The 24,343-nt window shown below is 67.9% G+C and carries 29 protein-coding genes and 1 pseudogene; 17 read left to right on the top strand and 13 right to left on the bottom strand.

Going from position 1 to position 24,343, the window contains the following annotated elements:
* Positions 1 to 180: 180 nt before the first annotated feature.
* From carB to AC1RRW_RS11500, 3 genes are all read left to right on the top strand, one after another.
* The gene (gene carB, locus AC1RRW_RS11510; RefSeq protein ID WP_492900887.1) at positions 181 to 3,543 is read left to right on the top strand and encodes a carbamoyl-phosphate synthase large subunit; all 3,363 of its coding nucleotides are present in this window, start codon (positions 181 to 183) and stop codon (positions 3,541 to 3,543) included.
* Between the two features lie 116 nt (positions 3,544 to 3,659).
* Complete coding sequence (greA, locus tag AC1RRW_RS11505; RefSeq protein ID WP_492900886.1) at positions 3,660 to 4,136, top strand: transcription elongation factor GreA; 477 nt, start codon at positions 3,660 to 3,662, stop codon at positions 4,134 to 4,136.
* Between the two features lie 174 nt (positions 4,137 to 4,310).
* A complete protein-coding gene (locus AC1RRW_RS11500) occupies positions 4,311 to 4,805 on the top strand; it encodes a hypothetical protein (RefSeq protein WP_492900885.1) in 495 nt (164 codons plus the stop codon).
* Positions 4,806 to 4,811: 6 nt separating this feature from the next.
* Here AC1RRW_RS11500 and AC1RRW_RS11495 read toward each other — a convergent pair whose 3' ends face one another.
* Entirely contained in the window at positions 4,812 to 5,273 is a 462-nt protein-coding gene (locus AC1RRW_RS11495) for an Lrp/AsnC family transcriptional regulator (protein WP_492900884.1), read from the bottom strand.
* Positions 5,274 to 5,350: 77 nt separating this feature from the next.
* Between AC1RRW_RS11495 and AC1RRW_RS11490 the strand changes: the two genes are divergently transcribed.
* The 3 genes from AC1RRW_RS11490 (at position 5,351) to AC1RRW_RS11480 (ending at position 8,595) form a co-directional block, all read left to right on the top strand.
* Positions 5,351 to 6,373, top strand: a complete 1,023-nt coding sequence (locus AC1RRW_RS11490) for a mitochondrial fission ELM1 family protein (protein WP_492900883.1) — start codon at positions 5,351 to 5,353, stop codon at positions 6,371 to 6,373.
* 221 nt (positions 6,374 to 6,594) lie between these two features.
* A complete protein-coding gene (trxB, locus tag AC1RRW_RS11485; protein WP_492900882.1) occupies positions 6,595 to 7,560 on the top strand; it encodes a thioredoxin-disulfide reductase in 966 nt (321 codons plus the stop codon).
* Between the two features lie 144 nt (positions 7,561 to 7,704).
* On the top strand, positions 7,705 to 8,595 hold the full coding sequence (locus tag AC1RRW_RS11480; protein WP_492900880.1) for a LysR family transcriptional regulator: 891 nt from the start codon (positions 7,705 to 7,707) through the stop codon (positions 8,593 to 8,595).
* A gap of 493 nt (positions 8,596 to 9,088) precedes the next feature.
* Here AC1RRW_RS11480 and AC1RRW_RS11475 read toward each other — a convergent pair.
* From AC1RRW_RS11475 to AC1RRW_RS11450, 6 genes and pseudogenes are all read right to left on the bottom strand, one after another.
* Positions 9,089 to 9,651 (bottom strand): annotated as a pseudogene (locus AC1RRW_RS11475) (methylated-DNA--[protein]-cysteine S-methyltransferase).
* Positions 9,652 to 9,770: 119 nt separating this feature from the next.
* Positions 9,771 to 10,727: a protein-methionine-sulfoxide reductase catalytic subunit MsrP gene (gene msrP / locus AC1RRW_RS11470; RefSeq protein ID WP_492900879.1), complete on the bottom strand. Its 957-nt coding sequence runs from the start codon at positions 10,725 to 10,727 to the stop codon at positions 9,771 to 9,773.
* Positions 10,728 to 10,807: 80 nt separating this feature from the next.
* Positions 10,808 to 11,917 (bottom strand): 3-isopropylmalate dehydrogenase, encoded by a 1,110-nt coding sequence (gene leuB / locus AC1RRW_RS11465; protein WP_492900878.1) that lies wholly within the window; start codon positions 11,915 to 11,917, stop codon positions 10,808 to 10,810.
* A 286-nt stretch (positions 11,918 to 12,203) separates the two neighbouring features.
* Positions 12,204 to 12,536, bottom strand: coding sequence for a DUF1236 domain-containing protein (locus tag AC1RRW_RS11460; RefSeq protein WP_492900877.1), 333 nt, complete (start codon positions 12,534 to 12,536; stop codon positions 12,204 to 12,206).
* A gap of 130 nt (positions 12,537 to 12,666) precedes the next feature.
* Complete coding sequence (locus tag AC1RRW_RS11455; RefSeq protein WP_492900876.1) at positions 12,667 to 13,071, bottom strand: RidA family protein; 405 nt, start codon at positions 13,069 to 13,071, stop codon at positions 12,667 to 12,669.
* Position 13,072: 1 nt separating this feature from the next.
* Entirely contained in the window at positions 13,073 to 14,254 is a 1,182-nt protein-coding gene (locus AC1RRW_RS11450; protein WP_492900875.1) for a lytic murein transglycosylase, read from the bottom strand.
* 131 nt (positions 14,255 to 14,385) lie between these two features.
* On the opposite strand from AC1RRW_RS11450, the gene AC1RRW_RS11445 reads away from it, so the two are divergent.
* The 4 genes from AC1RRW_RS11445 (at position 14,386) to AC1RRW_RS11430 (ending at position 15,833) form a co-directional block, all read left to right on the top strand.
* The gene (locus tag AC1RRW_RS11445; protein WP_492900874.1) at positions 14,386 to 14,646 is read left to right on the top strand and encodes a SemiSWEET family sugar transporter; all 261 of its coding nucleotides are present in this window, start codon (positions 14,386 to 14,388) and stop codon (positions 14,644 to 14,646) included.
* Between the two features lie 67 nt (positions 14,647 to 14,713).
* Entirely contained in the window at positions 14,714 to 15,070 is a 357-nt protein-coding gene (locus AC1RRW_RS11440; protein WP_492900873.1) for a DMT family protein, read from the top strand.
* Positions 15,067 to 15,336, top strand: a complete 270-nt coding sequence (locus tag AC1RRW_RS11435; protein WP_492900871.1) for a hypothetical protein — start codon at positions 15,067 to 15,069, stop codon at positions 15,334 to 15,336. Before AC1RRW_RS11440 ends, AC1RRW_RS11435 begins: the two co-directional genes overlap by 4 nt.
* A complete protein-coding gene (locus tag AC1RRW_RS11430) occupies positions 15,333 to 15,833 on the top strand; it encodes a class I SAM-dependent methyltransferase (protein WP_492900870.1) in 501 nt (166 codons plus the stop codon). Before AC1RRW_RS11435 ends, AC1RRW_RS11430 begins: the two co-directional genes overlap by 4 nt.
* 20 nt (positions 15,834 to 15,853) lie before the next feature.
* Here AC1RRW_RS11430 and AC1RRW_RS11425 read toward each other — a convergent pair whose 3' ends face one another.
* The 6 genes from AC1RRW_RS11425 to AC1RRW_RS11400 form a co-directional block, all read right to left on the bottom strand.
* Positions 15,854 to 16,198 (bottom strand): type II toxin-antitoxin system PemK/MazF family toxin, encoded by a 345-nt coding sequence (locus AC1RRW_RS11425; protein ID WP_492900868.1) that lies wholly within the window; start codon positions 16,196 to 16,198, stop codon positions 15,854 to 15,856.
* Positions 16,185 to 16,400, bottom strand: a complete 216-nt coding sequence (locus tag AC1RRW_RS11420; protein WP_492900867.1) for an AbrB/MazE/SpoVT family DNA-binding domain-containing protein — start codon at positions 16,398 to 16,400, stop codon at positions 16,185 to 16,187. The genes AC1RRW_RS11425 and AC1RRW_RS11420 overlap by 14 nt, the downstream gene beginning before the upstream one ends.
* Positions 16,401 to 16,456: 56 nt before the next feature.
* On the bottom strand, positions 16,457 to 17,032 hold the full coding sequence (locus AC1RRW_RS11415) for a CAP domain-containing protein (protein WP_492900866.1): 576 nt from the start codon (positions 17,030 to 17,032) through the stop codon (positions 16,457 to 16,459).
* A gap of 123 nt (positions 17,033 to 17,155) precedes the next feature.
* Complete coding sequence (locus AC1RRW_RS11410) at positions 17,156 to 18,508, bottom strand: PepSY-associated TM helix domain-containing protein (protein WP_492900865.1); 1,353 nt, start codon at positions 18,506 to 18,508, stop codon at positions 17,156 to 17,158.
* A 59-nt stretch (positions 18,509 to 18,567) separates the two neighbouring features.
* Complete coding sequence (locus AC1RRW_RS11405; protein ID WP_492900864.1) at positions 18,568 to 18,930, bottom strand: hypothetical protein; 363 nt, start codon at positions 18,928 to 18,930, stop codon at positions 18,568 to 18,570.
* A 117-nt stretch (positions 18,931 to 19,047) separates the two neighbouring features.
* On the bottom strand, positions 19,048 to 19,242 hold the full coding sequence (locus AC1RRW_RS11400) for a hypothetical protein (protein ID WP_492900863.1): 195 nt from the start codon (positions 19,240 to 19,242) through the stop codon (positions 19,048 to 19,050).
* A 62-nt stretch (positions 19,243 to 19,304) separates the two neighbouring features.
* On the opposite strand from AC1RRW_RS11400, the gene AC1RRW_RS11395 reads away from it, so the two are divergent.
* The 7 genes from AC1RRW_RS11395 (at position 19,305) to AC1RRW_RS11365 (ending at position 24,340) form a co-directional block, all read left to right on the top strand.
* Positions 19,305 to 19,514 carry a hypothetical protein gene (locus tag AC1RRW_RS11395; protein ID WP_492900862.1) on the top strand — a complete coding sequence of 70 codons (210 nt, stop codon included), beginning with the start codon at positions 19,305 to 19,307 and terminating at the stop codon, positions 19,512 to 19,514.
* A gap of 188 nt (positions 19,515 to 19,702) precedes the next feature.
* Positions 19,703 to 21,307 carry a signal recognition particle protein gene (ffh, locus tag AC1RRW_RS11390; RefSeq protein WP_492900861.1) on the top strand — a complete coding sequence of 535 codons (1,605 nt, stop codon included), beginning with the start codon at positions 19,703 to 19,705 and terminating at the stop codon, positions 21,305 to 21,307.
* Positions 21,304 to 21,567 (top strand): hypothetical protein, encoded by a 264-nt coding sequence (locus tag AC1RRW_RS11385; RefSeq protein ID WP_068180739.1) that lies wholly within the window; start codon positions 21,304 to 21,306, stop codon positions 21,565 to 21,567. Before ffh ends, AC1RRW_RS11385 begins: the two co-directional genes overlap by 4 nt.
* Positions 21,568 to 21,629: 62 nt before the next feature.
* Positions 21,630 to 21,995 (top strand): 30S ribosomal protein S16, encoded by a 366-nt coding sequence (gene rpsP, locus AC1RRW_RS11380; RefSeq protein ID WP_492900860.1) that lies wholly within the window; start codon positions 21,630 to 21,632, stop codon positions 21,993 to 21,995.
* A gap of 151 nt (positions 21,996 to 22,146) precedes the next feature.
* On the top strand, positions 22,147 to 23,349 hold the full coding sequence (locus tag AC1RRW_RS11375) for a vWA domain-containing protein (protein ID WP_492900858.1): 1,203 nt from the start codon (positions 22,147 to 22,149) through the stop codon (positions 23,347 to 23,349).
* A 38-nt stretch (positions 23,350 to 23,387) separates the two neighbouring features.
* Positions 23,388 to 23,711, top strand: coding sequence for an XdhC family protein (locus tag AC1RRW_RS11370; protein ID WP_492900856.1), 324 nt, complete (start codon positions 23,388 to 23,390; stop codon positions 23,709 to 23,711).
* Positions 23,711 to 24,340 (top strand): LysE family translocator, encoded by a 630-nt coding sequence (locus AC1RRW_RS11365; protein ID WP_492900854.1) that lies wholly within the window; start codon positions 23,711 to 23,713, stop codon positions 24,338 to 24,340. The genes AC1RRW_RS11370 and AC1RRW_RS11365 overlap by 1 nt, the downstream gene beginning before the upstream one ends.
* The last annotated feature ends 3 nt before the right edge of the window (positions 24,341 to 24,343 follow it).

The following is a 24,343-nucleotide window of genomic DNA, read 5'->3' as shown; positions in this document are numbered from 1 at the left end:
GAGCTTAAGGCGCAAGCGCGCCGCCTTGTCCACCGCCGGATGGGTCGCCCGCGCTTTCCGCTTTCCCCCGGCGGCGCTCCCCTCTATAGCGAGCGCCTAGCATTCATTCAGGCTCCCGCACCGGCCCGCTCGCTCGATCGGACAGGCCTTGCGCGCGCCTGCGAACACATGGCCGGACCCATGCCCAAGCGCACAGACATCAAGACCATCCTGATCATCGGCGCGGGCCCCATCATCATCGGCCAGGCCTGCGAGTTCGACTATTCCGGCACACAGGCCTGCAAGACCCTGAAGGCCGAGGGCTACCGCATCGTCCTGGTGAACTCGAACCCGGCGACGATCATGACCGACCCCGACCTGGCCGACGCGACCTATGTCGAGCCGATCACGCCCGAGGTCGTCGCCAAGATCATCGAGAAGGAGCGCCATGTTCTGCCCGGCGGCTTCGCCCTGCTGCCGACCATGGGCGGCCAGACCGCGCTGAACTGCGCGCTCTCGCTCAACAGGAAGTCGATTCCGCAGCCCGACGGCAGCAAGATCAGCGTGCTGGAGCAATTCGACGTCGAGATGATCGGCGCCACCGCCGAGGCGATCGACAAGGCAGAGGACCGCGAGCTCTTCCGCGACGCGATGACCAGGATCGGGCTCGACACGCCGCGCTCGCATCAGATCAAGACGCTTGGACAGGCGCTCGATGCACTGGACGACATCGGCCTGCCGGCGATCATCCGTCCGTCCTTCACCATGGGCGGCACCGGCGGCGGCATCGCCTACAACAAGGGCGAGTTCATCGACATCGTCGAGCGCGGGATCGACGCCTCGCCGACGAGCGAGGTGCTGATCGAGGAGAGCGTGCTCGGCTGGAAAGAGTACGAGATGGAGGTGGTCCGCGACAAGAAGGACAACTGCATCATCGTCTGCTCGATCGAGAACATCGATCCGATGGGCGTCCATACCGGCGATTCGATCACCGTCGCGCCGGCGCTGACGCTGACCGACAAGGAATACCAGATCATGCGCGACGCCTCGCTGGCGGTGCTGCGCGAGATCGGCGTCGAGACCGGCGGCTCGAACGTGCAGTTCGCGGTCGACCCGGCGACCGGCCGGATGATCGTCATCGAGATGAACCCTCGCGTCTCGCGCTCCTCGGCGCTCGCCTCGAAAGCCACCGGTTTCCCGATCGCCAAGGTCGCGGCGCGTCTCGCCGTCGGCTACACGCTCGACGAGATCGAGAACGACATCACCGGCGGCGCGACGCCTGCCTCGTTCGAGCCGACGATCGACTACGTCGTCACCAAGATCCCGCGCTTCGCCTTCGAGAAGTTCCCCGGCTCCGAGCCGACGCTGACGACGGCGATGAAGTCGGTCGGCGAGGCGATGGCGATCGGCCGCACCTTCCAGGAGAGCCTGCAGAAGGCGCTGCGCTCGCTGGAGACCGGGCTCGACGGGCTCGACGAGATCGAGGTCGGAGGCCTGGGCCAGGGCGACGACCGGAATGCGATCAAGGCGGCGCTCTCGACGCCGACGCCCGACCGCATCCTGCAGGTGGCGCAGGCGATGCGCTTCGGCTTCAGCGACGAGCAGATCCATGAGAGCTGCAGGATCGACCCCTGGTTCCTCGCGCAGATGCGCGGGATCGTCGACGCCGAGGAGAAGGTCCGGAACTTCGGCCTGCCGCGGACGCCCGGCGCCTTCCGGCAGGTCAAGGCGATGGGCTTTTCGGACAAGCGGCTGGCGGCCGTCTCGGGCAAGACCGAGGCCGAGGTCAAGGCTTTGCGGCGCTCGCTCGACGTGCGCCCGGTCTACAAGCGCATCGACACCTGCGCCGCCGAATTCGCCTCGCCAACGGCCTATATGTACTCGACCTACGCCATGCCGTTCATGGGCGCGGCGGCGGACGAGGCCAATCCCTCGGACAGGAAGAAGGTCGTCATCCTCGGCGGCGGCCCAAACCGCATCGGCCAGGGCATCGAGTTCGACTATTGCTGCTGCCACGCCTGCTACGCGCTGCGCGACGCCGGCTACGAGACCATCATGGTCAACTGCAACCCCGAGACCGTCTCGACCGACTACGACACCTCCGACCGGCTCTATTTCGAGCCGCTGACGGCCGAGGACGTGCTCGAGATCCTCGACACGGAGAAGCAGAACGGCACGCTGCATGGCGTCATCGTCCAGTTCGGCGGGCAGACGCCGCTGAAGCTCGCCAACGCGCTGGAGGAGGCGGGCATCCCGATCCTGGGCACCTCGCCCGACATGATCGACCTCGCCGAGGACCGCGACCGCTTCAAGCGGCTGCTCGACAAGCTGCACCTGAAGCAGCCCAAGAACGGCATCGCCTATTCGGTCGAGCAGGCCCGCATCATCGCCGGCGAGCTCGGCCTGCCCTTCGTGGTGCGTCCGTCCTACGTGCTCGGCGGCCGCGCCATGGCGATCATCCGCGACGAGCCGATGTTCGAGGACTATCTGCTCGGCACGCTGCCGAGCCTGATCCCGTCCGAGGTCAAGGCCAAGTATCCCAACGACAAGACCGGCCAGATCAACATGGTTCTGGGCAAGAACCCGCTGCTGTTCGACCGCTATCTGTCGGACGCGATCGAGGTCGATGTCGACTGCCTGTCGGACGGCAAGGACGCCTTCATCGCCGGCATCATGGAGCATATCGAGGAGGCCGGCATCCATTCCGGCGATTCCGCCTGCTCGCTGCCCCCGCGCTCGCTCTCGCTGGCGACCATCGCCGAGCTGGAGCGCCAGACCAGGGCGATGGCGCTGGCGCTCGACGTCGGCGGGCTGATGAACGTGCAGTACGCCATCCAGAACGGCGTGATCTACGTCCTGGAGGTCAATCCCCGCGCCTCGCGCACCGTGCCCTTCGTCGCCAAGGTGATCGGCGAGCCGATCGCCAAGATCGCGGCGCGGATCATGGCCGGCGAGAGCCTCGCGAGCTTCGGGCTGAAATCCGCGGCGCTCGGCCATGTCGGCGTCAAGGAGGCGGTGTTCCCCTTCGCGCGCTTCCCCGGCGTCGACGTGCTGCTCGGGCCGGAAATGCGCTCGACCGGCGAGGTCATCGGACTCGACCGCTCCTTCGACATCGCCTTCGCCAAGAGCCAGCTCGGCGCGGGCTCGAAGGTGCCGGTCAAGGGCACCGTCTTCGTCTCGGTGCGCGACGAGGACAAGCCGCGCATCGTGGCCTCGATCCGCATCCTCGCCGATCTCGGCTTCCGCGTGCTGGCGACGGGCGGCACGCTGCGCCTGCTGCAGGAGGAGGGCATCGCGGCCAACAAGATCAACAAGGTCCTGGAAGGCCGGCCGCATGTCGTCGATGCGATCAAGAACGGCGAAATCCAGCTCGTCTTCAACACCACCGACGGGCCGCAGGCGCTCCAGGATTCGCGCTCGCTCCGCCGAACGGCCCTCTTGCACAAGGTTCCCTATTATACCACCTTGGCTGGAGCGATCGCGGCGGCGGAAGGCATCAAGGCCTATTGCGGCGGCGATCTCGAGGTACGATCGCTGCAATCCTATTTCGTGCGCGCCGCCTGAACAAAACGGCGCGCGGGAAGTTCGCTCTCGCAGTTCAAAAACGATCGGAAGCGGAGTGCGCAGGCCATCGCAAGCATGGCCGGCGGCTCATCGCTTTCGCAATCCGGGATGAGACGATGGAAAAGGTTCCCATGACCGCGGGCGGCTTCGCCGCCCTCGAGGCCGAGCTGAAGGACCGCCAGCAGGTTCAGCGCCAGCGCATCATCCAGGCGATCGCGGAAGCGCGCGCGCATGGCGATCTCTCGGAGAACGCCGAGTATCACGCCGCCAAGGAATCGCAGGCTCTCAACGAAGGCCGCATCCAGGAGCTGGAATCGCTGATCGGCCGGGCCGACATCATCGACATCGCCAAGCTCGCCGGCGGCGACACGATCAAGTTCGGCGCGACGGTAAAGCTGATCGACGACGATACCGAGGAAGAGAAGAGCTACCAGATCGTCGGCGAGCCGGAATCTGACGTTAAGTCCGGCAAGGTCTCGATCGGCTCGCCGATCGCGCGCGCGCTGATCGGCAAGAAGGTCGGCGACTCCGTGCAGGTCAACACGCCGGGCGGCGGCAAGTCCTACGAGGTCGTCAGCGTCGATTTCCGCTGACGATAGGGTCAGTCTTTCTTCAGCCCTCATCCTTCGAGACGCCGCTACGCGGCTCCTGATGATGAGGGCTGTGATGATCCCTCGATCCAGGGTCGCCTGACCCCGAAAAGCGTTTATCTTGGCGCTGCAACCCGGCGACCCCACATGCGTTGCTGGGCTCAGGGAGATTTCGCCATGACGACGCGCCGCGCCTTCATCCTTTCCGCGCTCGCGGGTTGCGCCTTCGCCGCATGCGGCCCCGCCCTCGCGCAGGCGCGCACGATCGGCGCCATCCGGGTCGACACCTCGCGGATCGCGGCGCAGGGCTGGGGCGAGCGCTCCGTCGAGATCAAGCGCGCGCTGGAGCGCCAGCTCGCCTCTACGCTGGCGCCGCTGATCCAGCGCGGCGGGCCGACGCTGCATGTCGTGGTCAAGGGCGTCTGGCTCGCGAGTTCGGCCGGCGGAAGCGGCGGCGGCAAGCCGACCGGCGGCGGCGGGAGCATGGACAGTTTCGACAGCGACTACACGCTGTTCGGCCCGCGCGGCGAGGTGCTGGCGAGCTATCCGATCATGTCCAATATAGGCTCGGATTCCGGCGGCGCGTGGTATCGGCCCGATGTCGACGACCGCCGCGTCGCCGCGCTGATCGAGAACAACGCACTCTGGATCAGGCGCTATCTCGGCGGGTGACGCCGATCAGAGAGGCGCGATCGCTTCGTCCTTGACGCGGTCGAGCGCCAGCGCGGTGCGGACATTGCGGACATTCGGCAGCGCCGTCAGGTCGCCGACGAAATCCTGAAAGGCCTTCAGGTCGGGCGCGACGCATTTCAGGATGAAGTCGATGTCGCCCGACAGCGTCCAGCATTCGCGCACCGCGTCCCAGGCGCGGATGCGGGACTGGAAGGCGGCGAGGTCGGCCTCGGCCTGGCTCGCCAGATGCACGAAGGCGAAGCAGACGACCTCGAGGCCGAGCTTCTTCTCGTCGAGCAGGGCGCGATAGCCGGTGATCAGGCCGGCCTCCTCCAGCGCGCGCACGCGCCTGAGGCAGGGCGGCGGCGAGATGCCGACGCGGCTCGACAGCTCGACATTGGTCATGCGCCCATCGGCCTGGAGTTCGCGCAGGATCGCCAGATCGATATCGTCGAGCTTTGAACGCACTGAGAGCCCCGATAGAAGGTGGCGCTGGTCTAGACGCTGGGCCTGCGCGATACAAGGCGCGTGCCGCGCTTCACAGGATGCCCTGCTTGCCCACCGAGACCAGTCACTCCGAAGACGCGCCCGCCGCGCCGCTTCCGACCATCTGGGTGCTGACCGACGGCAAGGCCGGCGACGAGGTGCAGTGCCTCGGCGTCGCCGAGCGTCTGGGCGTCAAGCCGGAGATCAGGCGCATCGCGCCGCGCGCGCCCTTCGCCTTGCTGATGCCGCGCGGGCCGATCGATCCGCGCGAGGCGCCCGATCGCCCCGGCAGCCCGCTCAGGCCGCCCTTTCCCGATATCGCCGTCGCCTCGGGCCGGCGCGCGGCGGCCTATCTGCGGGCGCTGAAGAAGGCCTCGAACGGACGCAGCTTCACCGTGTTCCTGAAGGATCCGCGCATCGGGACGAACGCTGCCGACCTGATCTGGGTCGCGGAGCACGACCGGCTGCGCGGCGAGAACGTGCTGGTCACGACGACCTCGCCGCATGGGCTCTCGCCTTCGCGGCTTGAACAGGCGCTGGCGCAGCCGCATCCGGCGATCGCGGCCCTGCCCAGGCCGCGCGTGGCGGTGCTGGCCGGCGGCGACAGCCGGCACTACCGCTTCCGGCCGGACGACATAGCGCGTTTCGCAGGCCTGCTCGACCAGCTCGCGGGCTCCGGCGTCGCGCTGATGGGCTCGCGCTCGCGACGCACCTCGCCGGAACTGGATGCCGCGGTCGCGGCGGTCTTCGCCAGGCATGGCGGCTGGTGGTGGGACGGGGCAGGGGAGAACCCCTATGTCGCCCTGCTCGCCCATGCCGACGCGATCGTCGCGACCGCCGATTCGACCAACATGATCGGCGAGGCGACGGCGACCGGCGCGCCGATCCTGGTGTTCGAGCCGCATGGCGGCCATGGCAAGCTGGCGAAGTTCCTCGAGGCGCTGAAGCGGCAAGGGGCTGTGCATCATTTCGAGGGCCGGCTTGAAGGCGCGCGCTATCAGCCGCTAGACTCGACGGCCGAGATCGCGGACGCCGTGAGGCAAGGCTGGCTGCGGCACCGGGCGGAACGCGGGCTGGGGTGAACCGCCGTCGAACCCGCGCCGTCATCCCGGCCGCAGCGAAGCGGAGCGCCGGGATCCATCATAGGGCGCTGTCTTGGCCTGCGATGGATCCGGAGCCGCGCGGCTTTCGCCGCTTGTCCGGGATGACGGAGGGTTGATTTGCATGCATTGGCCCACGACGAAACAGCGCTTATCTGACTGATCGAGAACGTGGCCGAGGCCGCGCAAGAAGGACGACTTCCATGGCCCACACCCATGCCCGCGTGATGATCGTCGGCTCAGGCCCCGCCGGCTACACCGCCGCGATCTATGCCGCCCGCGCCATGCTGGAGCCGGTGATGATCTCCGGCCTCCAGGCCGGCGGCCAACTGATGATCACCACCGATGTCGAGAACTATCCGGGCTTCGCCGACGTGATCCAGGGCCCCTGGCTGATGGAGCAGATGCGCGCCCAGGCCGAGCATATGGGCACGAGGATGGTGTCCGATCACATCGCCAGGGTCGACCTCTCGCAGCGGCCCTTTCGCCTCTGGGGCGATGGCGGCGAGACCTATTCCTGCGATGCGCTGATCATCGCGACCGGCGCGCAGGCGAAATGGCTCGGCCTGCCCTCCGAGCAGGCCTTCCAGGGTTTCGGCGTCTCGGCCTGCGCCACCTGCGACGGCTTCTTCTTCCGCAACAAGGAGGTCGTCGTGGTCGGCGGCGGCAATACCGCCGTCGAGGAGGCGCTCTATCTCGCCAACCTCGCCAGCAAGGTGACGCTGGTGCATCGCCGCGACTCGCTGCGGGCCGAGCGGGTGATGCAGGACCGGCTGTTCAGGCATCCGAAGATCGACGTGGTCTGGGACAGCGAGATCGCCGAGATTTGCGGCGGCACGCAGCCGCCCAACGTCACGCATCTGCGGCTGCGGAACCTCAAGACCGGCGCGGAGAGCAAGCTGAAGACCGACGGCGTCTTCATCGCGATCGGCCACAAGCCGGCGACCGAGCTTTTCGTCGGCCAACTCGCGATGAACGAATCGGGCTATCTCACGGTCGAGGCGGGCACGACCAACACCAATATCGCGGGCGTCTTCGCGGCCGGCGACGTCACCGACGAGCACTACCGACAGGCCGTGACGGCGGCAGGGCTGGGCTGCATGGCAGCGCTCGACGCCGAGCGCTGGCTGCAGGCGAACGAGCTGGGGCAATTGAAGGCGGCCGAATAGCTCGGATATGACGATCCATCACCAGATGTGATGGATTACGTCACCATATTCGGTGCGAAAAACGCGGCTTGATCTCATGCAGACATTGACGCGCAAGGATTTTGTCCCCCAACATGCGTGAAACGCATAACAGGGGGGATCGCGGTGGATTGGGACCGCATCAGGATATTTTATACCGTCGCTGAGTCCGGCAGCTTCACCAAGGCGGGAGACGTTCTGGGCCTGAGCCAGTCGGCGGTGAGCCGGCAGATCGGGGCGCTGGAGCGCGAACTGCGCGCGCCGCTGTTCCATCGGCATACGCGCGGGCTGATCCTCACCGAACAGGGCGAACTGCTCTGGCGCGCCGCGCGCGAGATGACGCAGCGGCTGGAGCGCACGCGCGCCCAGCTTTCGGAGACGCGCGAGCATCCTTCGGGCGAGCTCAAGGTGACGGCGACGCGGGGCCTCGGCGGCCACTGGCTGACGCCGCGGCTGGCGGAGTTCCTCGATCTCTACCCCGACATCAAGGTCGATCTCATCCTCACCGACGAGGAACTCGACCTCTCGATGCGCGAGGCCGACATCGCGATCCGCCTGCGCCAGCCGCAGCAGCCGGACCTGATCCAGCGCAAGCTCTTCACGGTGCATTTCCACGTCTATGGCTCGCCGGCCTATGTGAAGCGCTTCGGCGAACCCAAGACCTACGATGACCTCGACAACCACCGCATCCTCTCTTTTGGAGGCACCTCGCCGTCCTATCTGACGGCCGTGCACTGGCTCGGAACGCTCGGACGCGACCAGCGCAACCCGCGTCCGATCCACCTCACCGTGAACAACATCACGGCGATGAAGCGGGCGGTGGATTCGGGCGCCGGCATCGCGGTGCTGCCGGACTACCTGATCGAGACCGGCTCGCCGCTGGTGCAGTTGATGCGCGAGACGGAGATGCCGCAGCTCGAGAGCTATCTGGTCTATCCCGAGGAGATGAAGTCCGTCGCGCGCGTGCAGGTGTTCCGCGACTTCCTGATCCAGAAGGCGCAGCGCTGGACCTATTGAGCGCTCAACTCCCGATTGCAACGCATCGCCGTCCTGCGCCAGGCGCAGAGGCGGCGATCCTGCGGATGGCGCATGTTTCTCAATGATCTAGATGGGGTTTCGCCGCAATCCACGATTTCACATGCGCATGGCGCATGGCCGTCACCGTCTATGCTGCATTGCAAAAAGGCAGGTGCTGCCTCACATAGCAGTCACGGTTGTTCGCAACGGCTCCGCTATCTCCTCCCGGCGTCGAGTTCGTTGCAGCCGTTCCCCTCTGAGATGTTTGGCGCGTGCGCCGGATGTTTCAAACTTCCAAGGCCGGCTCCCTCGGGGGTCGGCCTTTTTTTCTTTCTGGCGACGGCAGGCGCCGGGTTTGCGCGCGAGCCCTTCCCCGCCATGGTCGGGCTTGTCCCGACCATCCACGTCTTGCTTTGTCGAGCGCTACGCCCAAGACGTGGATGCTCGCCACAAGGGCGAGCATGACGGTGAGGGTGAAGGCGCGGCCGAGCTCTTACCGCCGCCGCGTCTCCAGCGGCAGAGCCCCGAACAGGCCGGGCTCGGCGCTCGTCCGCGCCTTCTCGATCGTCAGCATCCTGAGCTTGGTCTCGACGCCGCCCTCGGCCGAGAAGCCGCCGGTCTTGCCGCCCGCCGCCAGCACGCGGTGGCAGGGCACGATCGGCGCGAAGGGGTTCCGGCCGAGAGCGACGCCCACGGCCCGGGCCGCTCCGGGCTCGCCGATGCGGGCGGCGACCTCGCCATAGGTCAGCGTCTCGCCGGGCGGAATCGCCAGCGCGACCTCATAGACGCGGCGGTTGAATTCCGGGACGGTGTCGAGCGCGATCGGCAGATGCGAGAGATCGCGCCGCTCGCCGTCCAGAAGCGCGACGATCCCGGCGATGGCGACCTCGATGAAGCCGGGCGGCGGCGTCTCGTCTGCCTCGGGAAGCGCTTCGCAAGCCTGCTCCGCGCGACCTCCCCGTCGCGCTCGGGCAGTTGCGCGCCGATGATGCGTCCGGCGTCCCAGACCAGCGCACAGGCGCCGATCGCGGTGTCGAAGAGGGCGAAGTGCGGCATGGCATCCTCCGGCGATCGGCCCAGTCCGCGGCAAAAGCGAGCCGCGGCCGCACTATCCTCCGCATGATCGCATGCGGACAACCCGATTCCTGGCCGGAGGCGGTTCTCGCGGCAGCCGCTCAGACGTAGAGGCGCTCGCCCTCCAGCCCCTTGTAGAGCCCGGCGACCTGCTCGCCATAGCCGTTGAACAGCAGCGTCGGACGGCGCTCGCGCGAACCCAGCAGCTGCTCGCTGGCCTGGCTCCAGCGCGGATGGGCGACCTCCGGGTTCACATTGGCCCAGAAGCCGTATTCCTGCGCCTGCAGCCCCTCCCAGAAGGTCTTCGGCCGCTCGGCGACGAAGGCGATCCTGGTGATCGACTTCACCGATTTGAAGCCGTATTTCCACGGCACGATCAGCCGCAGCGGCGCGCCATGCTGGGTCGGGGTCGGCTTGCCGTAGATGCCGGTGACCATCAGCGGCAGGTCGTTGGTCGCCTCCGCGATGGTCAGCCCTTCGGTATAGGGCCAGGGATACCAGCGCTGCGATTGGGCCGGCGCCACGCGCGGGTTGAGGAAGGTCTCGAATCTCACATATTTCGCGCTCGCCAAGGGCTTGGCGAATTCGACCAGCGACTTCACCGTGAAGCCGGTCCAGGGCACGGCCATCGACCAGGTCTCGACGCAGCGGAAGCGATAGAGCCGCTCCTCCAGCGTCATCTTGCGGATCAGGTCGTCGACGCCGATCTCCATCGGCTTCTCGACCATGCCGTCGATCGTCACCATCCAGGGCCGCGTCGCGAGTTTCTTCGAGGCGCCGACGACGTCCTTGGACGTGCCGAACTCGTAGAAATTGTTGTAGTTCGCCGCCAGCGCCTCGTCGGTCACCGCGCGGTCGAGCGCGAAGCCGCCGTTCTTCCTGGCGGGATAGAGATCGAGCGTCGGGTCTGGGCCCTGGGCGGCCGCGATCCGCGGCAGCGCCGCGCTGGCGATCGCGCCGGCCCCGGCCGCGAGCAGGCCGCGGCGGTCGAGATAGACGGCTTCGGGCGTGGCCTGGCTCTCGGACATCTCCCAGCCAGGGCGATTCTTGATCAGCATTTGACGGACATGCTCCGTTTCAGAGGAGGCAAGTCTAGTGCATGCGCGCCCGTCACGGGCAAATCACGAGGGGGAGAGGGTCAACCCCTCGCCTCCAGCGCCTTGACGATGGCCGCGCCCATCTCGCTGGTCGAGACGGCGTTCGCGCCCGGTCCCGCGATGTCCTTGGTGCGCGTGCCGGAGCCCAGCACGTCGGCGATCGCGCCCTCCAGCCGGTCGGCGGCCTCGATCGCCCCGAAGGAATAGCGCAGCGCCATGGCGAAGGAGCCGATCATCGCGATCGGGTTCGCCAGTCCCCGGCCCGCGATGTCGGGGGCCGAGCCGTGGACGGGCTCGTAGAGCGCCTTGCGCTTGCCGGTGGTCGCGTCTTCCGCGCCGAGCGAGGCCGAGGGCAGCATGCCGAGCGAGCCGGTCAGCATCGCCGCCACGTCCGATAGGATGTCGCCGAAGAGGTTGTCGGTGACGATGACGTCGTATTGCTTGGGCCAGCGCACCAACTGCATGGCGCAGTTGTCGGCGAGCACATGCTCAAGCTCGACATCGGCGTAGGATTTCGCATGCAGGGCCGTGACCGTCTGCTTCCAAAGCACGCCGGTCCTCATGACGTTGTGCTTCTCCGCCGATGAGACCTTGTTGCGCCGTGTCCGCGCCAGCTCGAAGGCGACCGAGCAGATCCGGTCGATCTCGGGCGTGGTGTAGACCTGCGTATCAATGCCGCGCCTGGAGCCGTCCTCCAGCGTGACGATCTCCTTGGGCTCGCCGAAATAGACGCCTCCGGTGAGCTCGCGCACGATCAGGATGTCGAGCCCCTCGACGACCTCGGGCTTGAGCGAGGAGGCCGAGGCCAGCGCCGGATAGCAGATCGCGGGACGCAGATTGGCGAACAGGCCGAGATCCTTGCGCAGCCGCAGCAGCCCGGCCTCGGGGCGGTGCTGGTAGGGCACGTCGGCCCATTTCGGCCCGCCGACCGCGCCGAACAGCACGGCGTCGGCGTCCTGGGCGAGCTTCATGTCGCCTTCCGAGATCGCCGCCCTGTGGGCGTCATAGGCCGCGCCGCCGACGAGTCCCTTCTCGATCTCGAAGGAGGCGACACCCTGCCTGCCGAACCAGGAGACGATGGTCTCGACCTGTCCCATCACCTCGGGGCCGATGCCGTCGCCTGGAAGCAGCAGGAGCTTGTGGGTCGCCATGGGAAGCCTCGTCGGGATCGCGTTGTCCTGAGCGAGGCTGATTAGGGGGCGGGCGGGCGCGGCGCAAGCGCCGACAGGATGCAGGAGGCGCGTCGGCTACGTAAGTTCAGGCGAATGGCGGCAAGGCTGCTCGCCGGCGCGTGGGATCGAGAATGCGCGCGGTGCGGCGTTCATGCGACCACGCCTTGCGGACGGCCAATGGCGCATCGCCGCGGGCGCTGCCGCTCCTGGGGCACGAAAAGGCCCGCTCCTCGCGGGAGCGGGCCCGAACGCCAAGCCGCGAGGCTTACTGGATGATCTGCACGACGCGGCGGGTGCGCGGATCGACGAGCACGGTGCGGTTGTCGATCACGGTGTAACGCTGGCCGGTGACGCCGTATTCGGCGGGAACCTCGTAATAGGTCACGCCTTCCTGCGGCAGCACGGTGCCGACCGCGACGGGCTGGCCGTAGCTGTAGGACATCGGGCGCTGCTCGATCACGTATTGCTGGAAGCGCTTGGAGGCCGGCGGGTTCATGCCGTTGGTGTCGGGCAGGCCGTTGGGGCTGCCCTGGCCCTGCGCAAGCGCGGCGAGCGGCATGAGCGCGACGGTGGCGGCGAAGGCGAGTTTCCTGATCATGGCGAAGTCCTTTCGTGGATGGCGCCGGATGTCCGGCTTTTGGCTATCCCTGCCCACCCAACGAATGCTTCGCGCCAATGTTCCAGAGATCGATCCGATCAATCCTCGCGTCGCAACCGCCGTGGCTGCCTCAGGCCTCCGCAGGCCGCAGCCGCGCCGTGACCTCGATCTCGACCTTCATCTCCGGCTTGAGCAGTCCGAGCACGACATAGATGCCGGCGGCGGGACGGATATCGCCGAAAACCTCGCCGCAGACGGCGAGCACCGGCTCGCAATAGCTGCGATCCGTCACGAAATATTGCGCCCGCACCACCTGCGAAAGCGAGGATCCGGCCTCGGCCAGCACGGCGTCGAGGGTCGTGAAGATGTTGCGCGCCTGCGCGGCCGCATCCCCGGGCAGGGTCATGGCGACGTAGTCGTAGCCGGTCGTGCCCGAGACGAAGACGAGATCGCCGTCGATCACGGCGCGGGAGTAGCCGAAGGCGGTCTCGAAAGGCGAGCCGGTGGAGATCAGGCGGCGGTTGGGGTTCGCCACGTCACACCCGCCCGCCCTTCAGCGCCCGCAGCACCTTCTCGCCCGGCCGCCCGGTCTGGGCCATGCCGAGCTTGGCCTCGATCTGCTTGATCGCGGCCCGCGTCAGCGCGCCGACCGCCCCGTCCGGCTCGCCGACGTCGAAGCCGCGCGCGATCAGCAGGCGCTGGAGCTCGCGGCGCTGCTCGCGCGAGAGCGGCAGGTCGTCGGTCGGCCATTGTCCCTGCACGCCCGGCCGCCCGCGCAGCCGGTCGGAGAGGAGCGAGATCGCCAGCGCATAGGAGTCCGCGCCGTTGTAGCTGTAGGCGGCGTCGTAGTTCTTGAAGACGAGGAAGGCCGGGCCCTCGCGCCCGGCCGGCATCAGCAGGCCGGCATTGCCGGAGCCGGTGAGTTCCGAGCCGTCGAATTTGACGATGCCGCGCGCGGCCCAGAACGAGACCGGCTGCTTCGGGTTTCGCCCGGTCGGGCCGGAATAGCCGTCCGGCACGCGGACCTCGTAGCCCCAGCCCGCGCCCGTGACCCAGCCGGCCTTGTCCATGAAATTGGCGGTCGAATGCAGCGCGTCGGGGATCGAGTCGACGAGGTCGCGCCGGCCGTCGCCGTCGCCGTCGACGGCGAGGCGGAGATAGGTCGAGGGGATGAACTGGGTGTGTCCGAAGGCCCCGGCCCAAGAGCCGAAGAGCCGGTCGGCGCGGACATCGCCGCGCTGGATGATCTGCAGCGTCGCCAGCAGCTCGCCCTTGAAGAAGGCGTTCCGGCGCGGCGCCAGGCAGGCTCCCGTCGAGAGCGCCTGGACCAGCGGCATCTTGCCGCGCGCCTTGCCGAAATCGCTCTCGACGCCCCAGACCGCGGCGATGGTGTAGCGATCGACGCCGAAGCGGCTCTCGGCGGCGGCAAGCGTCGCGGCATGCTGGCGCATCATCGCGCGGCCTTCCGCGACCTTCTCCTCGTCGACCAGCGTGCCGAGATAGTCCCAGATCGGGGTCTTGAACTCGGGCTGGTTGTTCATCGCCTCGATCACCTTCATGTCGGGCGTGACGCCGGCCATGGCGCGGTCGAAGGTGGCGCCCGAGACGCCCTTGGCGGCTGCGGCCGAGCGCAGGCCCGCGACGCAGGAGTCGAAATCGGCCCGCGCGCCGGTCGCGGCGAGGAGGACGAGTGGCAGGGCGAGGAGGGTTGCGCGCATGGGACCACCGAATCATCTGACTGGCGCGATTCTGGGGCGTGCCGGTTAACGGAGGTTAACCCTCCCGGAGATGCAGCGCGGGCGGGCGAATCCGTCTAGGAGGAGCCGGCCTCCCGTCTGGAACAATGCCCATGTCGCCAACCGCCGTCGAGACCCTCGGCTTCGTCGCCGCCGCCCTGACCAGCCTGTGCTGGCTGCCTCAGGCCTGGCGGACGATCCGCACCCGCGACACCCGGGCGATCTCGTTGTGGACGCAGTCCCTCTTTGCCGTCGGCACCGCGCTCTGGCTGAGCTACGGCCTGCAGATCGGCTCCTGGCCCGTCATCATGGCCAATGGCCTGACGCTGGTGCTCGTCCTGCTGATCGTGACGATGAAACTGCGCTTCGGCTGAGCGCTATCGGGAACGGATGCGCCCGGCTAGGGTTCCCCGACGTCCCGCACTTCGGAACCGCCCGCACATGCCCGCCATGACGACGGCCCATCTGATGCCGATCCTGATGCTGATCGGCTCCAACCTCTTCATGACCTTCGCCTGGTACGGTCATCTCTCCTACAGGAGCACGGCGATCTGGCTCGCCGTGCTCGCAAGCTGGATGATCGCGCTGCCGGAATACATGCTCGCCGTGCCGGCCAACCGCATCGGCTCGGCGGTCTATTCGGCGGCCGAGCTGAAGACCATGCAGGAGGTGATCACGCTCACCGTCTTCGCGCTGTTCTCGGTGTTCTGGCTGAAAGAGTCATTGACCTGGCAGCATGGCGTCGGTTTTTCGCTGATCGCGGCCGGGGCTTTCTTCATCTTCCAGGCCAGGGCATGAGCGACGTCGGTATACCGCATTCCGGTAGCGAGGCGGTCGAGGCCTATCTGGCGGAAGGATACGACAGCGTCGTCGGCATGTCGTCACGCTTCGCGGCCGCGATCTGCGCGCGCCTGCTGCGGCTGCAGACGGAGGAGGGCGTGGCGGGCCCGGTCGCCGAGATCGGCGCCTTCGAGGGCCGTTTCTTCATCGCGCTCGCGCATGCGCTGGAGCCAGGCGAGATCGCGCTCGGCATCGACATCTTCTCCTGGCCGAACCCCGGGTGAAGGACCGCTTCGAGGCCAATTGCTTCCGCCACGGCATCGACCCGTCGCGCCGGGTCACGGTCAAGGGCGACAGCGGCGCGATGTGGCCGGCCGATTTGATCGGCCATGCCGGCGGGGAGGCGCTGCGCTTCGTCCATATCGACGGCGAGCATTCGCGCGCCGCGCTCGCCAAGGATCTCGCGCTCGCCACCGCCTGCCTGAAGGACGGCGGGCTGATCGTGCTCGACGACATGCTCCACCCCGGATATCCGACGCTGATGGTCGCGGTGCAGGCCTATCTCGACGCCAATCCAGAGATCGTGCCGCTGTGCGTGATCGACCGCGACACCATCGTCGGCGCGACCAAGTTCGTGCTCTGCCAGACGAGCTGGTTCGAGCGCTACCAGACGCGGATGCTCGACATCTTCGCCGATTTCATCTGGCCGCTCGGCGCCGATTTCGAACCGCATTGGTGCCTGGTTCTGTCGCAGGACACGTGGCTGGCTGACATCGTTTGAAGCAACCTCCCAATGGGTCGCTATCGCGTGCCGAGACTGGACCGTATCCGAGTCATGACGGCTGCCAGAGGTTCGGCGGCGAGCCGCCCTAAAAGCTCCGCATGGCGAGCCTCGATCGTCGCCAGCTTGCTTGGCCTGATCATGGATGGAGCGGGGAGGCCCGTCTCGCGGTAGCCGGGACCAAGCTGGATGTCGTCCGGCCAGCTTCGGTTTTCCGCGCTCGTGATCATGGCGACCCAGAGCAATGCCGCATTCTCGCCGACGCCACCGGCCGAAACCACAAGCGCAGGCCGGCTCTGCCTTGCCGAGCGATCGGTATAGGGGAAAGGCACCCGAACGACGTCGCCCTGGCTAAAGCCTGGCATAGGCTTTGCGGTCCGCGTCGCTGTTCCATTCGTCGAATGTCGCGAAAGGATCATCCACAATGCCGTGGCTGGCCTTGCGAATGATCACATGGTCGTCCGCGATCACATAGGCGATCTCGTCGCCATCCTTCAGGCGAAGGGCGTTCCGCACCGGCTGCGGTATCGTCGTCTGGGCCTTGCTGGTCAGCTTGCTCGTGATCATGGCGTCCTCACATTGTCAATGTAAGGAAATTCCTTGCAAAAAGCAATTACGCTTGCTCACCTCGGGATCGGCAGGTTCGAGCCGAAATAGCCCATCGGCCCGGCGTTCAACTCCTGCCATGTCGGCGGATCGCCGGCGATGACCAAAGCCCACCAGGCGCGGTATTGCGTCCGGGGGTCCTTGGCGAGCGCGATGCCGAAGCGGGTCGCCTCCGCCATGCGCAGATTGGCGTCGTGGCCGGCCGAGGCCTTCCAGCCGGCGAAGGCTTCCTCGGTCGAATAATAGCCCGCGCCGAGATTCTCGGCCGCGCGGGCCGCATCGAGCCCGGCCGCAAGGACGCGCGCCTGGAAGCTGCCGCCGGCGTCGTGCGACAGCGCGTTGGCGGCGACCATGGCGTCGGCCTGGCGCTGGGCCATCGCGGTCAGCGTCGGATCGAGCTTGACCGGACCGAGGCCGCGGCCGGAGCGGTAGGCGTTGAGGATGCGGCTGGCTGCCGCCGGATCGACCCGGACGGCGGCCAGCCGCTCGACGCCGCGCTGGTCCGGCGGTCCGGCGCGGCGCGGTTCGCCGGCGCAGGAGGCGAGCGCCAGCGCAAGGGCCGGCAGAGACAGGCTTCGGACAGGCATTCGCATCAGGCAACCTCGCTTGCGCCGGCAAGCGCCAAGAGGTCGCTGCCGCTCGCGCCGTCCTGCCGTGCAATCGCGGCAAGCCTGCGGCATGGGTCGCGCCGGGGGCGGTGCCGGCGCGATCCGGGATCAGGCGTCGAGAACGCGTCGGCCGAACAGCCAGTCCAGCGTCAGCATCACGATCAGCGAGAGGCCGACCAGCGGGAACAGGACGCCCCCGATCGCGAGCATGGCCACAAGGCCGCGGAGCACACGGCGGTCGGCGGGCGCGGGCGGCACGCCGAGTTTCCCCGAAGGCCGGCGCTTCCACCACATCACCGCGGCCGACACGGCCAGCGTCACGATGGCGAGGCAGGCGGCGAGCAGGACGAGCTGGTTGGCGAGGCCGTATTGCTGGCCGAGATGGACGTTGATGCCCCATTCGAGCCAGCGGCCGAGCGGGCCGTAGTCGCGATAGCTCATGTCGATCAGCGGCTTGCCGGAATACTGGTCGAGATGCACGACGCGCTGGCGGCTGAGGTCGTCGGGATAGACCGAAGCCGAGTAGACGCCGGTCGGGGTGCTCGGAATGGTGATCGCATAGCCGCGGTGCAGGCCGAGCTCGGCTACGATCGCGACCGCGCGGTCGAGTCCGATCGGCCCCGCGCCCGTTATGGCGGGAGACGATTCAGGCACTTTCGCCTGCTCCAGCGACCATGTCGTCGGGGCTGCATGGGCGAGGTGCTCGTCGGACATCGGCACCGCGACGCGCACCCCGGCCGGATAGCCGAAATTGCTGCCATTGGCCCATTCGTTGACCTTCGCGCCCCAGACGCCGGACCAGGGCATGCCGGTGATGGCGAGGAAGACGATGACGCCGCCGACGAAGAGCCCGGTGACGGCGTGGAGATCGCGCCAGAAGACGCGCCTTGCCGGTGTGCCGCGCAAGGTCACGACGCCGCCGTTCTGACGTCTCGGCCACCACAGATAGACGCCCGTGGCGACCAGCAGGATCGCCCAGCCGCCCGCGATCTCGATCGCGGCGCGTGCGACCGGCCCGAAATAGCGCAGGCTGTGGAGATAGCGGATCGTCCACATCACCGTGCCGCGATCGGGCAGAGCGCCCAGCACCTTGCCGTTGCCGGGATCGACATAGACGGCGAGCCGGCCGACCGACGTCGCGACCGTGATCTCCGCGGAGGCGGTCGGCGTGGCGGGATCGGTGAACTTGACCGCCGTCCCGGGATAGGCCGCAAGCGCTGCCGCGACCATCGCCGAGGGCGGGACGGGCGCGACGTCGGCGCGAGACGCGACCTGCTTGAGATCGGCATGGACGATGGCGTCGATCTCGTCGCGGAAGAGATAGAGCGCGCCGGTGAGGGCAAGGCTGATCAGGAAGGGCAGGACGAGCAGACCGGCATAGAAATGCCAGCGCCAGACGGCGCGGTAGAGATCGGTCGACGCGGCGGCCGCGCGCGCATCGCCGAGGGCGAGTTCGGACATGGGAGATCTCCGGATGAATCACGAGGATCGCGGCGCGGGGCCGTGACCGTTTCAGGCGATCAGGCGGAGAGGGAGGGTGGTGCGCGGGCCGCGGCCAGGAAGGCCTGCGCGTTCAGGATGAAGCGGCTGCGGCCGCCCGGGTAAGGGATCGGCGTCGCCGGCTCGTCAGGCGCGACGGCGGCGGACGCGACGGCAAGCGGCGCGGCCGGACCCGACGCCGAGAGTTGGCACAGGGCGAGGCAGTCGGCCGAATGGCTCGACTGTCCCGCCGGTTCCTGGGCGTCATACGGCGAGTTTCCGGGCTGGCTCAGGCAGAGGACGGTGTCGAGTCTGCCGGCCGGTTCCGCCGCCCGGGCCTTCAGCGCCGAGCCGAGGATCGCCTGGGCGACGAGCGCGACCACAAGCAGCACGGCGGCGAGCACCGATGCCGTCCCGTCGCGCCGAAATTGTCCCTGCGGCCTCATGGTTCCGCCATCGCAGAATCCGGTGGCCTTGTCACGATGGATTGCCGTCTCGAATGCCCGGAGGGCGGGCTGATGTCAGCCGGGTTCAGCCGCGCCCGCCGGCGATGGCGAGGCACAACGCGTCGCGGAATAGCCCTCCGGCGCGACCTGCCCGGCCTGAACCGCGAACACCGCATCGACGCGCGTGGCCGGGCCGGAGGTCTCCTGGATCGCCAGCGCCGAACTCGCGGCGTTGTCGACGCGGATGCCGGCAAAGCCTTCCGCCGCCATCGGGGCGGCGAGGTTCTTCAGGACGACGGGCGGCGTGCGGTCGCCGATCGGGTCGCAGGGGAATGCCGTCGACCGAGATCGCCGGCGCAGGCGAATCGCGCCTGAGCCCGCCAGAGGCCGAGCAGCGGGGCTGCGGGAACAGGAAACCGCGCGTCATCGTCATCCCGAACATCGATTTCCCTGCCGAAAAGACGGGCATGTCCAAGCCGCAGGTTGCGATCCGGACAATCCCTGTTGCCGCGCGCGACCACCCGATGGTTCCGCAACCTTGACTTTCGCCATGTTTCCCGGCTTTAACCCGCCATCCGTTTCGCCGACATCGTCGAGACCGCATCCGCCGACCGGGCCGCTCGAGGAGCATCACGAGCCTGGAGGTCAACGTCCGACAGCGCGTCCGCGCCCTCGGGCGCGAAACCGTTTGGCGATGAGGGCTCCTCGTTTCGGTTCGTTGAGGCACAGCATGTTCGGCACTCTGAGCGACAGGCTATCAGGCATCCTCTCGGGGCTGACCCGCAGGGGTTCGCTGACCGAGGAGGACGTCAACGCCGCGTTGCGCGAGGTGCGCAAGGCGCTGCTCGAGGCCGACGTCGCGCTCGAAGTGGTGCGCTCCTTCACCGACAAGGTGCGTGAGCGCGCCGTCGGCGCCGAGGTGCTGAAGTCGGTCACGCCCGGCCAGCAGGTCATCAAGATCGTCAACGACGCGCTGATCGACATGCTCGGCGGCGATGGCGAGAGCATCACGCTCGACGCCGTGCCGCCGGTGCCGATCCTGATGGTCGGCCTGCAGGGCTCGGGCAAGACGACCTCGACCGCCAAGATCGCCAAGCGGCTGACGGACCGGAACAGGAGACGAGTCCTGATGGCCTCGCTCGACACGCGCCGCCCGGCCGCGATGGAGCAGCTCGCCATCCTCGGCCAGCAGGTCGGCGTGCAGACGCTGCCGATCGTCGCCGGCCAGAGCGCCGTGCAGATCGCAAGGCGCGCGATCGAGGCCGGCCGCCTCGGCGGCTACGACGTCGTCATGCTCGACACCGCCGGCCGCGTCACGCTCGACGATACGCTGATGGCCGAGGTCGCCGAGGTGAAGGCCGCGACGAACCCGCACGAGGTGCTGCTCGTCGCCGACGCGCTGACCGGCCAGGACGCGGTCAACACCGCTCGCGCCTTCGACGCCCGCGTCGGCCTGACGGGCATCGTGCTGACCCGGATGGACGGCGATTCGCGCGGCGGCGCCGCGCTTTCGATGCGCGCCGTCACCGGCAAGCCGATCAAGCTCGTCGGCACCGGCGAGAAGGCCGACGCGCTCGAGGATTTCCACCCCTCGCGCGTCGCCAACCGCATTCTGGGCATGGGCGACATCGTCTCCCTCGTCGAAAAGGCCGCCGAGACGGTCGACGCAGACAAGGCCCAGGCGCTGGCGCAGCGCCTCGCCAAGGGCAATTTCGACCTGTCCGACCTTAGGACGCAGCTCCAGCAGATGGAGAAGATGGGCGGCCTCGGCGGCGTCATGGGCATGATGCCCGGCATGGCGCAGATGAAGGGCGCGGTCGCCAATTCCGGCATGAACGACAACGTCATCAAGCGCCAGATCGCGATCATCGGCTCGATGACGGCGGCCGAGCGCAAGAACCCGGACCTGCTCAAGAACAGCCGCAAGAAGCGCATCGCGGCGGGCTCCGGCACCTCGCCAGAGGCGATCAACAAGCTGCTCAAGATGCATCGCCAGATGGCCGACATGATGAAGGCGATGGCGCGCCAGAAGGGCGGCATGCTCGGCAAGCTCGGCCAGATGTTCGGCATCGGCGGCGGAATGGGCGGCCTGCCGGCGGGCTTCGATCCGTCCAGGATGGACCCTGCCCAACTCGCCGAACTGCAAAAGCAGATGGGGGGCGCGGGCGGCGGCATGCCGCAACTGCCTCCTGGCGGACTTAAGGGCCTCGGCGGCGGCCTGCCGGGCCTGCCCAAGGGCGTGACGCCGCCCGCCGGCATGATGCCGAAGCTGCCAGGCCTGGGTGGCCTTCCGGGCCTCGGAGGCTCCAATCCTTTCGGAGGGAAGAAGAAATGACCAAACCCACCGAGATGCGCGTCGGCATGTTCGACGTGTTCAAGCAGGTCAAGGCGCGCCTCGACGACGCCAACCTGTCCTACGAGACCTCATCCTACCGGGACGACGCCTTCTCCTTCTTCGTGCATGCGCCCGGGGAATACTGGGAGATCGACGTTCTCGAGGACGGCTCCATCGATCTGGAGATCTTCACCTCGACCGGCATGAAGGACGACCCTTGGGCCGCGATCGATCAATTGGTCGACGACAACAAACCCTGACTTCCCTCTCAACCACGCAACACTGCTCAAAACCAGACTGCCAAACCAAGGAAGAACCAAACATGTCCCTCAAGATCCGCCTGACCCGCGGCGGCGCCAAGAAGCGCCCCTATTACCGCATCGTCGTCGCCGACGCCCGCTCGCCGCGCGACGGCCGCTTCATCGAGAAGATCGGTTCCTACGACCCGATGAAGGCCAAGGACTCGCCCGAGCGCGTCGTGCTCGATCTCGAGAAGGCCAAGGACTGGCTCGCCAAGGGCGCCCAGCCGACCGACCGCGTGCTGCGCTTCCTCGATGCCGCCGGCCTCGCCAAGCGCCCGGTCCGCAACAACCCGAACAAGGGCGTTCCCGGCGACAAGGCCAAGGAGCGCGCCGAGAAGAACGCCGCCAAGAGCGCCGCCCCGGCCGAAAAAGCCGCCGAGGCGTGAGCGTGACGGGGCGCGCCTTTTCTCCCTCCCCCCGTTTGCGGTGGGGAGGGCCGGGGTGGGGGGGAGAGTCGCCAAGACGATCCTTCTCGTCCCTTTCTGCACGCCCCCCCATCCCCAGCCCTTCCCCACCGCAAGCGGGGGGAAGGGGACTTTGACCGGCAAACTCCCCGAGAACGTCGCCTATTTCGCCCGGGCGCTGCGGATCGCCGGCGTTCCGGTCGGGCCCGGCGCCGTGGTCGAGGCGGTCGAGGCGCTGGCCGACGGCGCGCTCGGCGCGCGCGAGGACGTCTACTGGGCGCTGCACGCGATCTTCGTGAAGAAGCACGAGGACAGCGTCGTCTACGACCAGGCCTTCCGCCTGTTCTGGCGCCGGCGGGCGCTGATCGAGAAGCTGATGGCGCGGATGTCGCCGGTCTCGCCCGGCGCGGACTCGCGGCCGGACAAGGCCGAGGCCGGCGCGCTGCGCGTCGCCGAGGCCTTCGCGCCGCCCAAAGGCGAGGACGAGAGCCCGCCGGCGGAACTCACCGAGCTTTCGGCGCGCATGACGCTGTCGGACACCGAGACGCTGAAATCGCGCGACTTCGCCCAGATGAGCGCGCTCGAGATCGCCCGCGCCAGGCAGCTCATCGCGCGCTTGAGCCTGCCCGACGACACCGTGCCGACGCGGCGCTTCCAGCCGACCCATCGCGGGCTGAAAATCGACCCGCGCCGGACCTTCCGGCAGTCGCTGCGCGGGGGCGGGGCCTCGATCGAACTCGCCTTCCGCGAGCGGGCCGAAATCCATCCGCCGGTCGTGGCGCTGGTCGACATCTCGGGCTCGATGGCCGAGTACTCGCGCATCTTCCTGCATTTCCTCCATGCGATCGCCGCCAAGCGCCGGCGCGTTCACTCCTTCGTCTTCGGCACGCGGCTGACCAACATCACGCGGTCCTTGCGCGCCCGCGACCCCGACGAGGCGCTGGCGCTGGCCGGCCGCGCCGCGCCCGACTGGGAGGGCGGCACGCGCATCGCGACGGCGCTGCACGGCTTCAACCGCGTCTGGTCGCGGCGCGTGCTGTCGGGCGGGGCGGTGGTGCTGCTCTTCACCGACGGGCTGGAGCGCCACCTGGACGGGCAACTTGCCTTCGAGACGGACCGGCTGCGCCGCTCCTGCCGACAACTGGTCTGGCTCAACCCGCTGTTGCGCTTCGACGCCTTCGAGCCCCGCGCCAGCGGCATCCGCGCCATGCTGCCCCATGTCGATTCGTTTCGGCCGATCCACAACCTCGCCGCGATGGCCGATCTCTGCGCGGCGCTTTCGCCCGACGCGGACCGGAAGAGCGATCCGCGCCAGTGGCTGAAGCGGGCGGGATGAGGCATGATCTTCCGGTCAACCGAACGGACCTTCGCCCCATGATCTCCACCGACACCGACATCCTCGCCACCGCCGAAACCTGGGCGCGCGCCGGCCGCGGCGTGGCGCTCGCCACCGTGGTCGAAACCTGGGGCTCGGCGCCGCGCCCGGTCGGCTCGCATCTCGTCATCGACGCGGAGGGCAATTTCCAGGGCTCGGTCTCGGGCGGCTGCGTCGAGGGCGCGGTCGTCGAGGAGGCGGCCGAGGTCATCGGCGACGGCAAACCGAGAATGCTCGAATTCGGCGTGGCCGACGACACCGCCTGGAAGGTCGGCCTGTCCTGCGGCGGGCGCATCAGGGTCTATGTGGAAAAGGTGAACTGATGGCCTCCTGGGAGACGCTTGCCGCCTTCGCGACGCTGACGCTGCTCGTCGCCTATTTTCCCGGCCCCGCGCTGCTCTACACCGCAGCGCAGACCATCGCGCATGGCCGCAAGGCCGGGCTGATGGCGATGCTCGGCATCCATATCGGCTGCTATGTCCATGTCGCGGCGGCGGCCTTCGGCCTTTCGGCCGTGTTCAAGCATGTGCCGGAGCTCTATGTCGCGGTGAAGCTGCTCGGCGCGCTCTATCTGGTCTGGCTCGGCATCGGCATGATCCGCGCCAGGCTCGCCCAGGCGAACGCGCCTGTCGCGCCGCCCAAGACCGTGAAGCGGGCGCTGGTCGACAGCTTCATCGTCGAGATCCTGAACCCGAAGGTCGCGCTGTTCTTCATCGCGCTGCTGCCGCAATTCGTCGATCCGGCCGCCTCGCTGCCGGTCTGGGCACAGTTCCTGATCCTCGGCACCATCGTCAACTTCGCCTTCTCCTCGGCCGATCTCGTCGCCGTCATCGGCGCGTCGGTCGTGATGAGGACGATGAAGGCCAGCCGCGCCGGCTTCGCCTTCGGGCGCTGGCTCGGCGGCTCGCTGATGATCGGCCTCGGCGTCAAGCTCGCGACGGACAAGGGCTGATCC

It is taken from the genome of Allobosea sp. GW821-FHT12C12 (assembly GCF_058807355.1).
The sequence above is the reverse complement of the archived record's forward strand: the minus strand, read 5'-3'. Positions and strand labels throughout refer to the sequence as shown.

Bases quoted from the DNA above. Each gene is read 5' to 3' on its own strand.
- AC1RRW_RS11445 (WP_492900874.1), top strand. From the start codon at position 14,386: ATGTCGCCAACCGCCGTCGAGACCCTCGGCTTCGTCGCCGCCGCCCTG.
- AC1RRW_RS11450 (WP_492900875.1), bottom strand. From the start codon at position 14,254: ATGCGCGCAACCCTCCTCGCCCTGCCACTCGTCCTCCTCGCCGCGACC.
- AC1RRW_RS11500 (WP_492900885.1), top strand. From the start codon at position 4,311: ATGACGACGCGCCGCGCCTTCATCCTTTCCGCGCTCGCGGGTTGCGCC.
- rpsP (WP_492900860.1), top strand. From the start codon at position 21,630: ATGTCCCTCAAGATCCGCCTGACCCGCGGCGGCGCCAAGAAGCGCCCC.
- AC1RRW_RS11365 (WP_492900854.1), top strand. From the start codon at position 23,711: ATGGCCTCCTGGGAGACGCTTGCCGCCTTCGCGACGCTGACGCTGCTC.
- AC1RRW_RS11420 (WP_492900867.1), bottom strand. From the start codon at position 16,400: ATGATCACGAGCAAGCTGACCAGCAAGGCCCAGACGACGATACCGCAG.
- ffh (WP_492900861.1), top strand. From the start codon at position 19,703: ATGTTCGGCACTCTGAGCGACAGGCTATCAGGCATCCTCTCGGGGCTG.
- AC1RRW_RS11400 (WP_492900863.1), bottom strand. From the start codon at position 19,242: ATGGCGGCGGAAGGCTTTGCCGGCATCCGCGTCGACAACGCCGCGAGT.
- carB (WP_492900887.1), top strand. From the start codon at position 181: ATGCCCAAGCGCACAGACATCAAGACCATCCTGATCATCGGCGCGGGC.
- greA (WP_492900886.1), top strand. From the start codon at position 3,660: ATGGAAAAGGTTCCCATGACCGCGGGCGGCTTCGCCGCCCTCGAGGCC.
- AC1RRW_RS11370 (WP_492900856.1), top strand. From the start codon at position 23,388: ATGATCTCCACCGACACCGACATCCTCGCCACCGCCGAAACCTGGGCG.
- AC1RRW_RS11460 (WP_492900877.1), bottom strand. From the start codon at position 12,536: ATGATCAGGAAACTCGCCTTCGCCGCCACCGTCGCGCTCATGCCGCTC.
- AC1RRW_RS11415 (WP_492900866.1), bottom strand. From the start codon at position 17,032: ATGCGAATGCCTGTCCGAAGCCTGTCTCTGCCGGCCCTTGCGCTGGCG.
- AC1RRW_RS11425 (WP_492900868.1), bottom strand. From the start codon at position 16,198: ATGCCAGGCTTTAGCCAGGGCGACGTCGTTCGGGTGCCTTTCCCCTAT.
- trxB (WP_492900882.1), top strand. From the start codon at position 6,595: ATGGCCCACACCCATGCCCGCGTGATGATCGTCGGCTCAGGCCCCGCC.
- AC1RRW_RS11385 (WP_068180739.1), top strand. From the start codon at position 21,304: ATGACCAAACCCACCGAGATGCGCGTCGGCATGTTCGACGTGTTCAAG.
- msrP (WP_492900879.1), bottom strand. From the start codon at position 10,727: ATGCTGATCAAGAATCGCCCTGGCTGGGAGATGTCCGAGAGCCAGGCC.
- AC1RRW_RS11410 (WP_492900865.1), bottom strand. From the start codon at position 18,508: ATGTCCGAACTCGCCCTCGGCGATGCGCGCGCGGCCGCCGCGTCGACC.
- AC1RRW_RS11440 (WP_492900873.1), top strand. From the start codon at position 14,714: ATGCCCGCCATGACGACGGCCCATCTGATGCCGATCCTGATGCTGATC.
- AC1RRW_RS11490 (WP_492900883.1), top strand. From the start codon at position 5,351: ATGCCCTGCTTGCCCACCGAGACCAGTCACTCCGAAGACGCGCCCGCC.
- AC1RRW_RS11395 (WP_492900862.1), top strand. From the start codon at position 19,305: ATGCCGTCGACCGAGATCGCCGGCGCAGGCGAATCGCGCCTGAGCCCG.
- AC1RRW_RS11435 (WP_492900871.1), top strand. From the start codon at position 15,067: ATGAGCGACGTCGGTATACCGCATTCCGGTAGCGAGGCGGTCGAGGCC.
- leuB (WP_492900878.1), bottom strand. From the start codon at position 11,917: ATGGCGACCCACAAGCTCCTGCTGCTTCCAGGCGACGGCATCGGCCCC.